The 17073-nt window shown below is 50.6% G+C and carries 3 protein-coding genes; all 3 read left to right on the top strand.

Going from position 1 to position 17073, the window contains the following annotated elements; translation table 11 throughout:
* Positions 1-177: 177 nt before the first annotated feature.
* The 3 genes from H6G21_RS14360 (at position 178) to H6G21_RS14370 (ending at position 17029) form a co-directional block, all read left to right on the top strand.
* Positions 178-8529 (top strand): hemopexin repeat-containing protein, encoded by an 8352-nt coding sequence (locus tag H6G21_RS14360; protein WP_190574114.1) that lies wholly within the window; start codon positions 178-180, stop codon positions 8527-8529.
* A gap of 83 nt (positions 8530-8612) precedes the next feature.
* Positions 8613-15443 (top strand): neuraminidase-like domain-containing protein, encoded by a 6831-nt coding sequence (locus tag H6G21_RS14365; protein ID WP_190574115.1) that lies wholly within the window; start codon positions 8613-8615, stop codon positions 15441-15443.
* A gap of 89 nt (positions 15444-15532) precedes the next feature.
* On the top strand, positions 15533-17029 hold the full coding sequence (locus H6G21_RS14370) for a hypothetical protein (protein WP_190574116.1): 1497 nt from the start codon (positions 15533-15535) through the stop codon (positions 17027-17029).
* The last annotated feature ends 44 nt before the right edge of the window (positions 17030-17073 follow it).

Consider the following 17073-nt stretch of genomic DNA (forward strand, 5'->3'; position numbering starts at 1 on the left):
AAATTGCTAATTGAATTATTAGCTGAATCACTAGCTGAATTAACTAGTTGAATCACGATCATTGCCCACCTTGCCCATTTTTGATGTCAGGGCTGGTTTTATGTCAGGGCTAGATTAATTTTGTTTGGTGTTGATGCCCTGCACGTCTACTCCATCACAACCCAATATGAGGATGCTATGGCTGCTAATTCAAACTTGCCCAGCTATGAAGACATCTTTGGAAGTCTAGATTTTACCAAAGGAGAAGATGGTCGATCGGTGCTCTCCCCTGCTGCCTATCTCGTCGATCTACTCCAGCTGCTAGACGATCGATTGCCAGTACCTTCTCCGTCGCAGGTGAAAGGACTGCATCAACGTCGGAGTGATATTGAGGAGATATTGTTAAATACAGAAAATGCTTTTACCGCAGTTCCCTACCTCGATATTGTCAATAATATTTTGGAGAAACGGATCGGTGATGCTGTTTATACGCAGTTGAAGCAGCAGCAATACCCATTGCAGTTTCCCTTTAACTTTGAGAATGAACGAATTAAGAAATTTCTCCATTATTTAAATGTTTCCTCCGAATCTCTCTATAAAGCGTTTAGTTTAGACTGGAATCCCGTTGTCATTGGTCGAGAATATCTGAACCTTTCAACGGAAGAATTTGATGCCATTACGAAAAGTTGGGCGATCGCAGACTTAACGCAATATTTAAAAATCACACCTTCCTCTCAAGATCAGACCTCGTCAACGTCACGGGTGGCGGATTTTCTGGCGGCAACCCAGTTGTCTCGGGTGGAGTTACGGGAACTGCTCTATCAAAATCTGAGTGAAACAGCAACATCCTTGGAGACTTCATCTACGAACGCGGCTGCGAATTCTCCTGCTGCGAATTCTCCTGCTGCGAATTCTACCGTGAATGCGATCGTGAATGTTACTGTGAATTCTACGGTGAAAACGGAGCGTACCAGAGCCGCTGACTTTTTTATTAATCACGGATTGCAAGGCTATGCTGTCCTCGATGATCAAGAAGAATCCATTGTTTGGAAAACAGAGAATCCAACGACTCAGAATCCAACGACTACATTGATTCCCAATGCATGGTTCGATCGAGTCCAACGCCTCATCCGCCTGCATCACAAAACTGGGCTTTCCTTGACAGACTTGGACTTAATCTTGCGCACCTGTTGTCAGTCTAAGTCCGGTCAAGGCGATTTAGATGGCGTGGCGATCCAGAAAATGGCGGTGATCAAATCCTTCTGCGATCGCTACGAAATTGCGGTAGATGTTGCCTGTAGTTTGTTCAGCCCCATGAATAACCTGGGAATAGGTGATGCTGACGAACCCGCCGATTTGTTTAATCGGGTGTTTAACGGCAAATGGGCGCAGATCGATCGCAGCTATCTGCGCGGGTCTGCCTTTGTTCCCGCCAGCTATAAAAAAGACTACACACTTTTAGCTGACCCAGATGATATCCTGGCTGTTAATAACAAAGCCTATCGGCAGCGGGTGGCTCAAGCGCTGGGCATGAGCGAAGCCCAGTTGATTCTAGTGGTTACCAAATTCAGGGATCATGCGAAACAGGCCAGTGCAGGACAAGCCAGTGCGGAAACCTCTCTGCTAGATGCCCAAGCCCCGATCGATCGGTCTGCCCTCTCGTTGTTATTCCGGCTGAGTCAACTGGCGGAAATGTTCGATCTCACCTACGAAGATTTCTTCAACCTGTTTGATATCCTAGAGAAAGATCCCGCCATTCGCGTTGCCAGTGCCTTTAATCTCCTGATCCCTACTGCACCCCAGGAACTGGATTGCTACCGGATTATTGCTGGAAACGATGTGGCAGCGTCCATGTGGCTCGTGCAACTGCTCGGAGCGATCGCCCAATGGCTGCAAGCCCACGATATCAGCACGGGAGAACTCAAGCAATGGTTAACCCATGCTTACCAAACTGAGGCAGAGGCCACGGTCAGTCGGCAACAAAAAATTGCGTTTCTGAATACGCTGTATCAGCAGTTTCAGTCCGTGATGTTTAGCGCAGAGATCTTTGTTTCAGATACGGAGGAGGCCAGTGAGGCGGAGGCGATCGATCGACGCACCGCTCGGATCATTTACCAGACCTTTGTTGAGCCGGAGAGCGGGTTGGTGGCGAGCCAGGATCGGCGGTTGGTGAAATATGAGTCGCAGCGGGTGGAAAAAGCCGCTTACCGGGCCTTAACGCGGCTAGAACGGATTCAACCAGCGGACTTTACCGAGCTAGGGCTAGAGGCCAAATGGCTTGAGACCATTTTCAGTCATCTAATTTTCAAGGACTACATCAGCACCGAAGGACTTCTGCGGGAAGATCGGTTTCCGACAACGGTTGAGCAATTTCAACTGGAGACGGATTTCAGCGCCCATCGGGATGATGTGTTCCTGATTATCCATGACTTGCTCACGGAAGCCATCCAAGTTGAGGCGGCGGAAGCTTCGATCGAACCGGGAGATGACGCTTTTGAAGAGGGTGAGACGGAGGCTGAGATCGATGAATCTGAAAATGAGCTAGACGACGATGATGGAATAACAGCGGTAATGGATGAATTGCTGCAACCAGCGGAGGCTCGATCGTCTAATACAGCGGTAGAACTAGCGATTTACCCATCGGATTTTGAAGTCTTAACGGATCTGTCGGAACTGGAACGGAATGAACTCTACGATACCTTAATCTTCAACGGCTACATTGATGAAGAAGGGAACGTTCTCCAAACGGATTTCTTTGTTGATGAAGAGAACTTAGAAGGGTTTCAGGTGAACATTGGCCTAGCTCAGGATGCCCCCCGCATCTTTAACCTGATTCTGGCGCAAATGCAGCGGTTTCACCGAGCGGAACTCACACTGGATAAACAGGTTTTTGCTGACCTGCCGCTGAAGCCGTTTGAGATTGATGACCTGATGGAGAACCTCGTCTTCAATGGCTATCTCAGTGCCAATTACTTAATCCTGAATAAGGAAGCACTGCTCACCACCACAGTGCAAACCTTCAACTTGGCCCTTGCCTTCTATCCCCATCGTCGCCGTATCCTCCAAGCCATTCAGGGATTGGTTCGGGAGTTCAAAGCCACGTTCTACACCCTGAACCGAGATCTGTTTGTCACGATCGCTGATGAAATTGCTGCGAACCAGGTCTACCGGCATCTGGAACCCGACTACCTCCGCAATGGACGGCTCCAGGGCAAACGCTTGGAAGAGGAAGGTGAAAATTTCTTCCTAGATTCTGATAACTTAGGCCAGTTTGTCCTGTCGGCTCCGTTTAGCAGCAATGATACCGAGATTATTTTTAGCGCCATTCAGCGTATTGTTGCCACCGCGAAAAAGTATCAGTTGAGCCTGCAAGTCTTGGAGGAATTGGATTTTGATTGGGAGGAGCAGGAAGAACTGATCGATGTTCTGCAATCTTCGGGGTATCTCTACGATCGCACCTATTTGGTTCAGGACAAAATTAGCTATTTCCTCCGCATCGACAATGCTCTAGAGTTTACGCTGGAAGGCTTTGAAGATTACAACAAAGATATCTTTTTTGCTCTGCACACGATCGCCAAAGTGATCGATGGTGATGTGCAGACGATCGCGGCGAAATTTCAAAGTCTCGCCGAAGCCCAATCCATCACCTTATTGGAGGCTCTCCAGGATCAGTTTGGGGTGGATGCGGACATTTTACAAATCCTCTGTCAACAAGTTTTACACAGCTCCAGTAGTACCCTGGCAACTACTTCTGGGGATACTGGCGGGAATGCTGATGGGCATATTGCCGGAAGCTCTGACGGCAATATCGTGGAAAGCTTCCTTGTCCCGATTCTTGCGATCGTGGACATCCAGGATCGGATTACGGTGGAACCGGCGGACAACCGCTTTAATTTTGCCTATCGCCGCATTGGACAATTTGCCGCGATCGCAGCCAAACTGGGACTCAACGCAACGGAAACAGCGATCGTCTGGCAGGATCAAAGCTTAGTCGAAAAATTCCCCGAAAAATTGGCCCTTCCCCCCGGCGTCGATCGGATAGACGCGCTGCTGGAAACGCAACTGGCCGATGGGACTGGCGTGATCTATCTCTTCACGGGGAATCAGTATTGGCGCTATTCCGCGAAGAACTACCAACTGCTGCCCCCGGAAGGTAGCCCCCTAGAACGCCCCAAAGCCCAACCTCTGAGCACCCTGTCGCCGCTGTTGGCCGAAATCCCTAAGGTCGATGCAGCCTTTACCGCACCTAATGGCGATCGGGTGTTGATTGCCCAGGGTATCACCTATCGCAACACCAAGGGCCACGATCGTTGGGTCCAAGAGCGTTGGGTGCAGCCGGGGGCCGCCCAGCCTGACGGGTCTGGACAACCCGGACAGTCCGCTAACCCTCCCGCAAAAATCTGGGGCAAGGTGGCCAATAACTTTGACGATCCCCAGCGGGTGGATGCGACGTTCCAGGATCGGGATGGACGCACCTACCTGTTTTCTGGCGATCAATACATCCGCTACTCCGGGGAGAACTACACCTTCGTCGATGAAGGCTATCCGCTCAAAATCGATCGCCACTGGTTACGGGAAGCTTACCAGGGAGAGGCAGGCGGTGATGCTTCCGCGATCGTGCCCAAGGCGTTGCCCAAAGCGTTTCAGACATCGATCGATGCCTCATTCCAAACGGCCAACGGCAAAACCTACTGGTTCAAAGACCAGTCCTATCTCTGTTTGGAGTCAGACGCTGTTGAGAAGCCCATTCACCAAACCTGGGGCAAAGTCAGAAATAACTTTGCAAGCCTTAGCAAGATTGATGCGGCCTACATAGATGGCCCTCAGGTCTTCCTCTTCGCTGGGGATCAAGTCATCGCCTACCAGGACAGCCTAGAAAACCCTCAGGCCATGGTTCAGGAAGGCTTCCCAAAACGTCTGCGCAACCATTTTCCCAATCTGCCAGCGGAATTTGTGGACGGGGTGGAGGCGGCGTTTAAGGCCAAGGATGGAACCGTTTATTTATTTAAAGGGGGAACGGTTCGGCAATATCCTGCCAATTCGCAAGAACCCACGGAGCAGCTTGTCCGACAAACCTGGGGCCGAGTGCGCAATGTCCTAGGAACCGAGGGGACGGTGGATGCGGCCTTTGTGGGGCTGGATGGCAAAACCTATCTGTTTAGTGGCGACCAGTATGTGCGCTATTCCGGCGCGGACTATACCCAGGTGGATGATGGCTTCCCCCGCACGATCGACCAGGATTGGGGCGGGCTAAACCGAGTTCACCATGCGTTTATTCTGGATGGCAAAACCTATTTATTTGGCACAGCGGCTGATCCGAATAATATCGTCTACGTGCGCTATTCCACCCACACCTACAGCCAGGTAGATCCCGGCTATCCCAAGCCCCCCAACGATAACTGGTGGAACCTGCCCTTCAGCTTGGTGGAGGAAGGCGGCGACTTTTCAATGGTGGATGCTGTCTTCAATACATCGGATGACAAAATCTACCTGTTTTCCGGCGATCGCTTTATCTACTTTGACCAACAACAACGCTGGTGGTCAGAACCCCAAAACCTATCCACGGCCTGGAGTCTACCGTTTCCAAACCAGCGGGTGGACGCAGCCTTTGTGGGCAAGGATGGCAAAACCTATCTGTTTTCCGGGACGGAATTTATCCAATATTCCGGGCATGACTATAGCCGTCCCGACGATCGCTCCCCCAACAAAACCCATCGCTATTGGGGCTACACCACCAATAACATTGCCAAAACGGGTCGGGTTGATGCAGTGTTGCTGGTGGATTCCCATGAACTCGATGGGGCAGGCCAGATGCAAACGATGGCCCATACCTATCTGTTTTCCGGTCAGCAATATTTTCGCTACTCCATCAGCGAGAAAGATCAGCACAACTATCAGTACAGCGAGCATAACGTCGATGAAGGTTATCCCAAAACCATTGCCACGTCGCTGCGTCAGGAACCGCGTTTCAAAAATCTGGATGCGGGCACCTTGGCCAAACTGGCCGATGGCATTGATGCCGCCTTTGCCGATCGCCGTCAGATTTACCTGTTTAAGGGGGGGCAATGCTATGTCATCTCCGAAAGTCTGTACCAAGACTATGGCGATCTAGGTTTGGCGGGGGTGAGTTGTGCCTTGGTTGAGGAAGGCACGATCTATCTGGCGAATGGGGAAGGCTGGCAGCGCCACAGTAGCCTAGAAGGGATGGCGACAGGTAAAACGCCAGCACTGCCACCCTGTTTGCGGCAGGTACCGGATACGTTCAAAACTGGGCTTCAGGCGGTACTGCATGGGCGCGATCGCAATACCTATCTGTTCCAAGGCTCGACTTGCTTTAACCTGTCCCTGAATCGGGCCTATCCCCTGGCGGAAGAATGGGGCCGCATCAATAACAATATCGATACCCACAACACCGTGGATGCGGCCTTTGTGGGGCTAGATGGCAAAACCTACCTGTTCAGTGGCGATCAGTTCGTGGTCTATGGGGCGAATTCCCCAGCCAATTCCCAGGATTTCTACGCCCAGATTGAACAATTACCCCGATCGATCAAAGACCATTGGGGCGGCCTGACCCGCGTTTCCCTTGCCTTTGTCAAAGATGGCAAAACCTACCTGTTTGAACCCGCTGATGCCCTGGGCAATGCTCGCTACGTTTGCTACTCCAGCGCCGACTATCGCCAACCGGATGCAGGCTTTCCCAAACTGGGCGATCGCAGCTTCTGGGAAATTCCTAGCGAATACGTGGACGAAGACTTTAAGACGATCGATGCGGTGCTGTCGGAAGGGGAAAATCTGTTTCTCATCTGTGGGCAGCGTTATATCCAATACGATGTCGATCCGGGGCAATGGACATACCCCAAACCGCTCTCTCGTATTTGGCGGGACATTCCCTTTAACAATGACAGCTTCCGGCGGGTGAAAACGGCCTTCACCGGACGGGATGGGAAGACCTACTTCTTTGCAGAGAACTACTATGTCTCCTGTGGGAGCGCGGTTGTTTCGGGCCCTCAACCTTTTACGTCCCCCGCACCGATTAATCAACGTTGGGGCAAAGTGCGCAATAACTTTACGGATCATCCCCAGGGCAATCGGGTTGATGCAGCCTTTGTCTACCAGAACCAATTGACTTATTTATTCTCCGGCGATCAGTACATTCGCTATTCCGGCAAGGATTACCGTTACGTGGACGAGGGCTATCCCAAAACCATTGCGATCAATTTGCGCAAAGAAGCCGGTTTTCAGAATTTGCCGGAAAGTTTTGAAGATCTCCTGGCCCCGCAAAGCCGAGATGATGGACGGGTGGTCTTGGCGGTGCTGGCCCACGATCGCACCCTGGCGTTGTTACTGGGCGATCGCTGGTACGTCGTTTCCCAGAGCCTCACGGCCAGCTATCCCCTCAGCCGTCTGGGTCGGCTCAAAAACAACATTGCCCAACGCCATAGAGTGGATGCGGCTCTGTTCCTGGAATCCAGTGGCCAGACGTTCCTCTTCTCCGGCGATCAAGGGGTGCGCTACAGCGATGATACCTACACCCAGGATGAGGCCCATGCCTATGTGGATGATGGCTATCCCAAATCCCTGGCCACCATCCTGACCCAGGAACTGGGCATGGGGCATCTGCCGAATACCTTCCAGTACGGCATTGATGCGGTGCTGAAGGGCAAGGATGGCAAGCTCTACGTCTTCAAGGACAAGGACTATTTACAATCTGACCAGACAGGCTCGCAGTCGATCGCGACCTTTTGGGGCAAGGTGGATAACCAGTTTGTCTCGATCGATCCCGCCGATCCCAGCCGAGTTCCCCTGGATGCGGCCTTTATCTCACCCAACGGGAGTTTGTACGCTTTCAAAGGCACGCAATACATTCGCTACACCCACCCCGATCAAGCCACGGTGGATGAAGGATTTCCCAAATCCATCCAGGACAATTGGGGCAATTTGCCAATGGCGTTTGAGACTGCGATTGCTGATCAGCCAGCCATTACCGGGGGATTTGTCTTTGAGGGCAAGACCTATCTGTTGAAGAATAGTGAAACTAGTGAAACCAGGCAGGATTATGTGCGCTATTCCGATGCAACCTATCAAGCGATCGATGTCATCTATCCCCAAAAAGTGAAATACCGCTGGGGCCATTGGTCGGATTATCTGCTCAATGATCTGTACATCATCACCCGGTTTAAACAACTCCAGGACGGCCACAGTAGCGGAGAGCAAACCTTACTGGATTTCCTGCATCCCGAAACGGGGCCGGTGGCCGATCCCTACGCTGCATTGGCGAGTCTGTTTGAGTGGGATCTCGAAGAGGTGAAATGGCTGAAACGCAAGAATGCCTTCTTAACCGATGACACGCTGTTTGAAATTCAGTTCAAATTGGAACTCATTCTCCGGCTCTACGACATTTTCACCCTGGCGAACAAGATGGGGATTGCACCCCGCCAACTCTACACCACTGTTTGGCTGAAGCGGTATTCATCGAATGTGGCGGAAGTCAATTTACAAGATGTAGCCGATGCGTTGTATCGCTGTTTGGCCTTAATTCATAGTGCATAGCTTTTACCGCTGAATAACTCATTGCGGAATTATTGATTTTTAGTCATCCGTTCATACTTATCTACACGTTGTCAGGTTGAATTATGTCAAATAATGAGTGGCTCCAGATCGCCCAGCAATTGCACGATGAACTCAATGTCATTAAACGCGATGCGCTTGTGCCCTATGTGATCTCCCAGGATGCGGAGGTGGAAAACGAGCGGGAGTTGTATGAGCAATTGCTAATTGATGTAGAAATGGGCAGTTGTGGCAAGGCATCCAGAATCGGCGAAGCGATCGCGGCGGCCCAGCTTTATTTCCACCGCTATTTTGTCAATCTAGAAAAGATTACTCCAAACGATCCTGAAGGGACTAAGCGCACCCTCAAAACCTATTGGCAATGGATGAAAAATTATCGGGTGTGGGAAGCTAACCGCAAGGTGTTTCTCTATCCGGAAAACTATATTCGCCCAGAACTGCGAGACACTAAAACCCCCGCCTTTAAAACCTTAGAAGACGATCTCTTGCAGGGCGAAATCACTGAAGATGCCGTGCAACGAGCCTATCAAAAATATTTGGATGAGTACACAGAAGTGTCTCGCCTCACCATTGCCGGGGGCTATGTCTACGACTCGGTGGACATGAATGTGGACATGAATAATGAGTCGGCGAAAGGTCTGGTGCTGTTTGGGCGGACTAAAACCGATCCGCGCCGCTACTATTACCGCATGGCGCAATTTTTAGGTGGTGGTAAAGCAACCACTTGGGGGCCTTGGCTGAAGGTGAATACTCAGATTGAAGCAGATAAAGTCTATCCTGTCCTTGCCTTCAATCGCGTATTTGTCTTCTGGGTGAAGCTAGAGGCGATCGCCAATAATACTAATTCCACTGCCCTCACCACCACTACCAGCGGCAACACCCAAACCGTTAGCGCCAATTCCCAGTCTGCTACCTATGTTCTTCGCATCTTTTACTCGTTCTATAACCTCAACAAAGAATGGATTCCGCCCCAGACCTTTCAGCCTAAAGATGAAACCGCTGAAAAGATCGAAATTAAGATACCAGCCGGAATCGATGTTCAAGACATCAAGAATGTTGGATTATTGGTGGAAACATCCAATAAACTGAGCGGCTTTGCTGATAGAAGCGATGTAGACCATGCAAATATTATTATTCGTTGCACCTATGAAGTTCCTGTCACGGAATATGATTTGAATTTGTATCCCTCTCTGGTCGATACACCCTTGCCAGAAACGGGAGAACGCTTGTTTGCGATCGGGAAAGATACGAACGGAGCCTTGATTTTCCGTGCTTTTGATCACCAAGAACAGCGATCGCTCGATCTGCGAGAATCGGCAATCCCGGAAGCGAAACAGGCCCAACTCGGTGAACTCAAAGGTTTGCTGCTGGGGTTCTGGAATGGAGCCATGACCCCAGAAAACAAGAAGGCAGTAATCGATGCCATCACCGACTTAACGGGTTATCAGCCGCTGCGACCGGAAGTCGGGAAAACCAAAACGGTTGCCTGCTATCGTACCTTTAGCCTGACGCCGGAACTGTACACGGTCAAATTATGGGGGCAGTATCCCTTTGAAAATGCCCGAACCGTTTTTCGAACGATTTTTGATGAACCAGATATTCCTGCGGATCAGATGGTGACCTTGAACACCGGCGATCAATCGACGGAAGCGCCCTGGTTTAGTTTTGACTATAAGGGAGGGAGTTTCCTCTGTAAGCCAGATATCGGCGTTTTGGGCGGGGATCTGTGGCCTAAGTCCATTCCCAGCAATACTGATGGGTTACCGAAGTGGCCCATGATTGACGCAGCGGTACAGTTACCCCCACGCGGCACCACTCGCAAAACCTTCTTCTTTAAGAACGATCGATCCAATAGTCGCCGTCGTACGCCCCAAACCTACGTGGCCGCCGATACGTTTTCCACCGCCTCTACCTTTTCTGCAGAAACGCCGATCGCGAATACATGGGGCAAAGTAGACAACACTATTGAAAGAACAGGCATCATCAACGCAGCCTACGTCCATAAAGACGCACAACGACTGCTAGAAATTCCCCAGGACATTGCTATCCCAAGATATCGAGACGTTCAAACGACCTATTTATTTAGTGGCAATCAGTACGTTATTTACTCCAATAACGGTGGATCGAGGTCCTACGAATGGGTTGATGAAGGCTATCCCAAACCGATCGCCGATCACCCCTATTTCCCAGGTCGGAATCTACCCAGTTGGACTCAGATTGATGCTGTGTTTCAAGCAAAAGATCAAAAAGTCTACTTCTTTAACAACACAACAAAAACCTATCTGGTCTCTGGCTCGTCCACGGAGCGATCTATCAAAGACGATTGGGGCAGTGTAACCAAGTCAGCATTTATTAAAGATTTTAGAGCGCCCGCAGAGGACTCCGGTGCGCCCTCAGTGGATGGGGCCTTTATCGTGGGCTCGGGGGCCACTGCGACTACCTACCTGTTCAATCGTTTTCAGTATGTCAAATACACCACTGGGGCTGACTATAGTTTGATCAATGGTGCGCCCAAGCCCCATAACTTTCTAGATCTCTTGATTGATTTGGGATTTAATGCCAATAGCAAAAATGCTGCTGAACAAAATACTCTCAGAAATGACCGAGTGATTGCATCTTACAATAAGGGATCAGAGGTCTATTTCTTCACGAGCACTCGGAATAACTACAAGTACGATCTCTCCAGTCGGCAGTTAACGGCTCTCTCAGAGGATAAGACGGAATGGTCAGCGGGTTTTGAATTGGACGGTGTGGTCTACCTGTTCGCCGGACAAAAATTAATCACCCTACGATCGATCAGAAATGATAAAGGCGAGGTCTCCGTTGCCAGGGAGGAGGTGACGGTCACGCATAGCATTCATGGGGCCTTTGCGGGAGCGCATACTGACAGTAATGTCTACCTGTTCCGGCAGAATGAATATATGGTGCTGCCCAAAGCGAATCTTTCAGTGCAGTCTCTTGTGGCGGCGATCGCGGCTTGGAATGGCCAACTCAATGAGGAAAAATGGGGCAAGATCGGTGACAACATTGCCCGTACTGGACAAATTGATGCAGTATTTTGCGATGGGAGCAAAACCTACTTATTTAGTGGTGATGAGTATGTCGTCTATTCGGGGAATCGCTATGGTGTGCAGCGGGAGAACTACCCCGATGCAGGCTATCCCAAAAAGCTAAAAACCAATGACGAAAAGTTTCCCCAATGGGACAAAATGCAACCACTCCTGCAAACGTTGACGCCAACGGGTAGCCGAAGCACGATTTATTACTTTGACAATAGTAATCAAACATATGTCCAAGCGAATAATCCTGCAACGGGTGCTTTATCCAACCCCGTAGCCACCCGCTCAACTTGGGGACGAGTCCGAAATAATATTGCTGCGCAGGGTATTGTGGATGCAGCATTTGTCAAAGGCGATGCCAGCGGTAATTACCTGTTTTTAACCAGTGGCGATCAGATTTTCCGCTATACGATCTCGACACAACTGAATGCAAACCCAACGCTGGATGCGGCCCTGAGTAATTTTGTCGATCGTGGCTACCCCAAAAAATTTACCTGGAATCGGCCTCGCATTGATGCTGCATTCACCCTGGCTGGAAAAACCTATTTGTTTGCAGGAGATCACTATTTCCGCCTAAGCGATCTCCAGAATGGCGAAATTCAGGAATTAACCAGACCGCCTAAGCTCAATCCGATTCGCCGTAATTGGGGGAACCTGCCCAGGGAGCTACTGGCGGGTGTGGATGGTGCGTTGCAGGTGGATGGTGAGGGCGAATCCCAGGACTTGTACTTGTTCCAGGGCGATCGCTACATCAAATACACTATCCAGGATGACACCAGTGCTCAGCCTTTTGAACTGGACAATGTCACCTATGAAATTGTCCGCCTGACCACTAGTGTTGCCTATCGCCTTAATCAAGAATTTTTTGTGGGAGGGCTGTCGAGGTTACTCAGTCTGGCGACGCAGCAAATTGATGATACGCCTGCCTTCAAGTTGACAGACACCTCGATTCCCCCAGGGGAGATAGCGACTACGATTAAAGTCTGGCGGGGCAAAGTCAAGGAAGAGAAATTACCCAGCAGTTTGCACTTGGACTTCTCTAGTGCCAATGGTATGTATTACTGGGAGATCTTTTTCCATGCGCCGTTCCTGATTGCCCAGGCGCTGAATTTAGGGCAACAGTTTGAATCCGCAAAGCGGTGGTATGAGTATATTTATGACCCGACGGGAGTCTTTCCGTTCTGGAAGTTTCTGCCCTTTAACCAGCCCGATCGCCCGCCGAGCGAGGCGGTTGACCAGGCGTTAATTGATGCCTATTTAACCGATCCCTTTGACCCCCACGCGATCGCGGCCCTGCGACCGATGGCCTACCGCAAAGCGATCGTCATGGCCTATCTGGATAACCTGCTGGACTGGGGCGATATGCTGTTTCAGCAATACACCCAGGAAAGCATCAATGAAGCGCGGATGCTCTATATTCTGGCCTACGATTTGTTGGGTGAGAAGCCAGAAAATCTCGGTAGCAAGCTACTGTCGGAGGATCAAAAGTATGACCAATTGCGCGCAGATGCAGGGCCGCAACGGGATGACCAATTGATTCAACAACAGTTAAGCCAATCCCATGGAGAGCAAGCCGCAGATCAACCCACCCGAAATCAACCAAGCCAAAATCAACCAAGCCAAAATCAACCGCCGATTCGGTTAACGTTGAAGAATTTAACCGAAGGCGATCGGGACTATGACTTCCTGGTGTATCCCCTTGAGACCGAAGTAGGGACAACGCCCCATGCCAGTGTGCTCCATCCCTATTTCTTTGTGCCCGAAAATACGGTACTGCTGGACTATTGGGAGCGGGTGGAAGATCGCCTCTACAAGATTCGCCATTGTTTGAACATTCTGGGCATTAGCCAACCGTTACCTTTATTTGAACCGCCGATCGATCCGATGGCCTTGGTGCGGGCGGTGGCTACGGGAGCGGGCCTCAGTAGCGCGATCGCGGGTCTGAATGTGCCGGTGCCCCACTACCGCTTTGAGTTCATGCTGCGGAAGGCCCAGGAATTGGCGCAAAAACTGAGTCAGTTTGGCAATGATCTGCTGTCAGCCCTGGAAAAGAAAGATGCTGAAGAACTGAGCCTGCTGCAAAATCGCCAGGAAGGCATCATCCTCAATCTCACCCGTGCGACCAAAGTGGAGCAGATCGAGGAAGCCAAATACAGTCGGCAGGCGCTGGAAGAAAGCCTCACGTCCACCACCCACCAAGCCAACAAGTACCAAGAATGGATCGATGGGGGATTAACGGAGCTGGAATCAGCGCAAGCTGCCATGATGATTTTGGGATCTGGGTTGATGACCGCATCAGGGGTTCTCAAAATTGCGGGAGCGATCGTCTATGGCACGCCTGAGTTTCACATTGGGCCTTTCTGCTTTGGTACCACTACCGGTGGCAAAAGCTGGGGTGAGTCGATTAGCAAGATTTCGGAAGCTCTGGAAACCTCTGGGGATGGCATTAGCATGATTGGTGACGCGATCGGAATTTTTGCTCAGCACGAGCGATCGAAGGAGGACTGGAAACTGCAAAAGGCGATGGCTGACAGCGAAATCATTCAACTGGGGCTGCAAATCCAAGGGGCAAAGCTCCAGGAAAAAATGGCAGAGCGGGAATTGGTCATTCTGGATCAGCAAATCGCCCAGAACGAATCCATTAGCACTTTCATGCGCGATAAGTTTGCCAATGCCCAGCTTTATCAGTGGATGGCTAGCCGTCTATCAGGGTTGTATTACCAGACCTATCAAATGGCCTTTGACATGGCCAAAGCGGCTGAAAAAGCCTTCCAGTTTGAGCGGGGCATGAAGGAAAGCGAGGCTAATTTTATCAGTGGTTCCTATTGGGATAGTCAACGCAAAGGCTTGATGTCTGGCGATAGCTTGGCCTTTGATTTAGACCGCATGGAAAAAGCCTACATTGACAGCAATCGTCGGGGGTTTGAAATTACCCAAAATATTTCTCTGCTTGACCTTGACCCGGTGGCGCTGCTGCGACTGAAGACGAAAGGCGTTTGCGAATTTGCCCTAACGGAAAGCCTGTTTGATTACGATTTTCCGGGGCACTATTGCCGCCAGATTCGCACCATTTCGCTGTCCTTTGACTTTGGCGACAATGCCCAACCCATCCTAGCGACCCTGACCCAGCTAACCCATAAGACGGTGCTGGAACCTGACCCCAAAGCGGTGAAGTATCTGCTTGATCCGAAGGGGCAGCCACCGGAGTCTCTGCGGAGTGGCTGGAAGGCAAGCCAGCAAATTGCCCTGTCCCATGTGGATGAGAATGAAAAGAACAATGGTTTGTTTGAGTTGCGCTTTGATGACGATCGCTATTTGCCCTTTGAAAATACGGGGGCGGTTTCGACTTGGCGATTGGAATTAAATGGTAAGAAAAACAGTTATAACATCGCTGCACTGCGGGATGTGGTGATTAATCTGAAATACATGGCGGAACAGGGGGGACAGGTGTTTGCCAGTGCTGTGAAGGGATTGCTGAAACCCTATCCCACGGCGCGGTTCTTGGATGTGGCCCAGGAGTTTCCTGATGAATGGGCCGCGTTTTTAGAGGGTGAAGGGGATGAGTTAATCCTACCCATGAGCCGTGATCTCTTCCCCAACATGAGCAGCAGCAAGATTACGGGAATTTTTGCTAGCTATGATCTCGTGGAACCGGGGGCGATAAGCATGATGTTGAATGGCGATAAAAACCTGATGCTCAAGGATGGGAAGTTGTTGCTAACCAATGGTCTGAGTATCAGCAGTCGAGGTTCGGATTGGCGGTTTGTGATCAATGGCGATCGATCGATTCTCAACAACATCGGTCTTGTCTTCAGCTACAAAGCCAGCGTGACCTAATCTGACAACGAGACGTTGTGCTCGCATCATGCCGCTTACTGCGGATACAAATGCCAACAGTGAAGACATTAACTGGGAAGGTAATCAAAATGCCGAAAAAGAAAGGTACCAATCGAAATCGGAAAAATCAAGAAGAAAATAAGTCAAAGGTGCAAAAAGAACACAAAAATCTTGCTTCACTGAAAAGACAGGGGGTGAATTTGTCGGAGATAGGTGACGGATCATTGACGGTCGATCGCCCCCTGACCACCCGCACCCAACGCTCGGCTCCCGCGCGCCAAACCCGAACCGATGACAGACCAACGTCTCGGCGAGATGTATCCCAGATGGGAAAAGTGCCCCGGAAAACGCGGCCCATTCAGGACGATGTTGATGCACGCTTGGATGAAGATCAAATTGCTGCCGATCTCGCTGCTGAACAGGAGGATTTTGATAGTCAAAATGAGGATTTCGATGCCGATCTGAACGCTTATCTCTTCACTAATCAAGCGCAAGCAGAACAGCAAGCCGAGATAGAACGGCAGGCCGAGGAAGCTCGCAAGGCGAAAGAAGAAGCAGAACAGAAGGCTGAGGAAGCCCGCAAGGCGAAAGAAGAGAAAGACCGACAGGACGAAGAAGCTCGCAAGGCGAAAGAAGAAGCAGAACGAAAAGCTGAGGAAGCCCGCAAGGCGAAAGAAGAGAAAGACCGACAGGACGAAGAAGCTCGTAAGGCGAAAGAAGAAGCAGAACAGAAGGCTGAAGAAGCCCGCAAGGCGAAAGAAAAAGCGGAACAGAAGGCTGAAGAAGCCCGCAAGGCGAAAGAAGCAGCGGAACAGAAAGCTGAAGCAGAGCGTCAGGCCCAAGAGCAGCTCGCCAAAAACGACTTGCGGCAACGCATCAGTAGTCACGCAACCGCTAGTGCAGATTGGTTGCTCCTGACGGTGCCCCAACGCGATGCGATCGTCGATGCCGCCTATCAGGCCGCCTTTCTTTCCGACCAGCAGCGCAAGCAAATTCTCTTAAACGCGCGTCCCAAAAAAGGAACCGCCACAGAGAAGGATGCAGCTGCACAGACCAAGCTAGCTCAGACTATTCAGAGCCGTACTACCAACGCCATTAACAAGGCAATGGACGAGGTTAAAAGAGTCGCAAAGCCGGCCAGAGACGCGCAGCGGCAAGCGAAGCTGGTTCAAGACCAAAATCTTCTGCGGAACTATATCAACGGACTCCCTGGGCCGCAAAACAATGCTAACGTCAAAGCGATCCTGCTCAGGGCCATCGACCAATTCAGCTTCAGTAACCACGCCTACGGCACCGCCATCAGTAAGGCATACCCAGCGGATGATATCAAGCAGGCTGCTCTCCAGTGGAATGACATGCAAACTCGTGTGAATAGCCCGATTCACCCGATTCAAGTCGTGGCCAATATGCATGTTCCTGGCGGAGCGCAAACCGATCTCAAGTGGAAGGATCGAGGCAAAAACTGGGAAAGGACGAAGAATCTCGTGGCTGAAGTGGATGGTGTGAAGAACAATATTCACCTCTACACCACTGGTGGGTGGCAGGTATCCAAAAGCCAACCAAAACCCAAGGATTATTCGGATTAAACCACTCCGATCGGGCGAATACAAACCGAATTGCTTGAGATCTA

The organism is Alkalinema sp. FACHB-956, assembly GCF_014697025.1.
Lineage (GTDB): Bacteria > Cyanobacteriota > Cyanobacteriia > Leptolyngbyales > Leptolyngbyaceae > Alkalinema.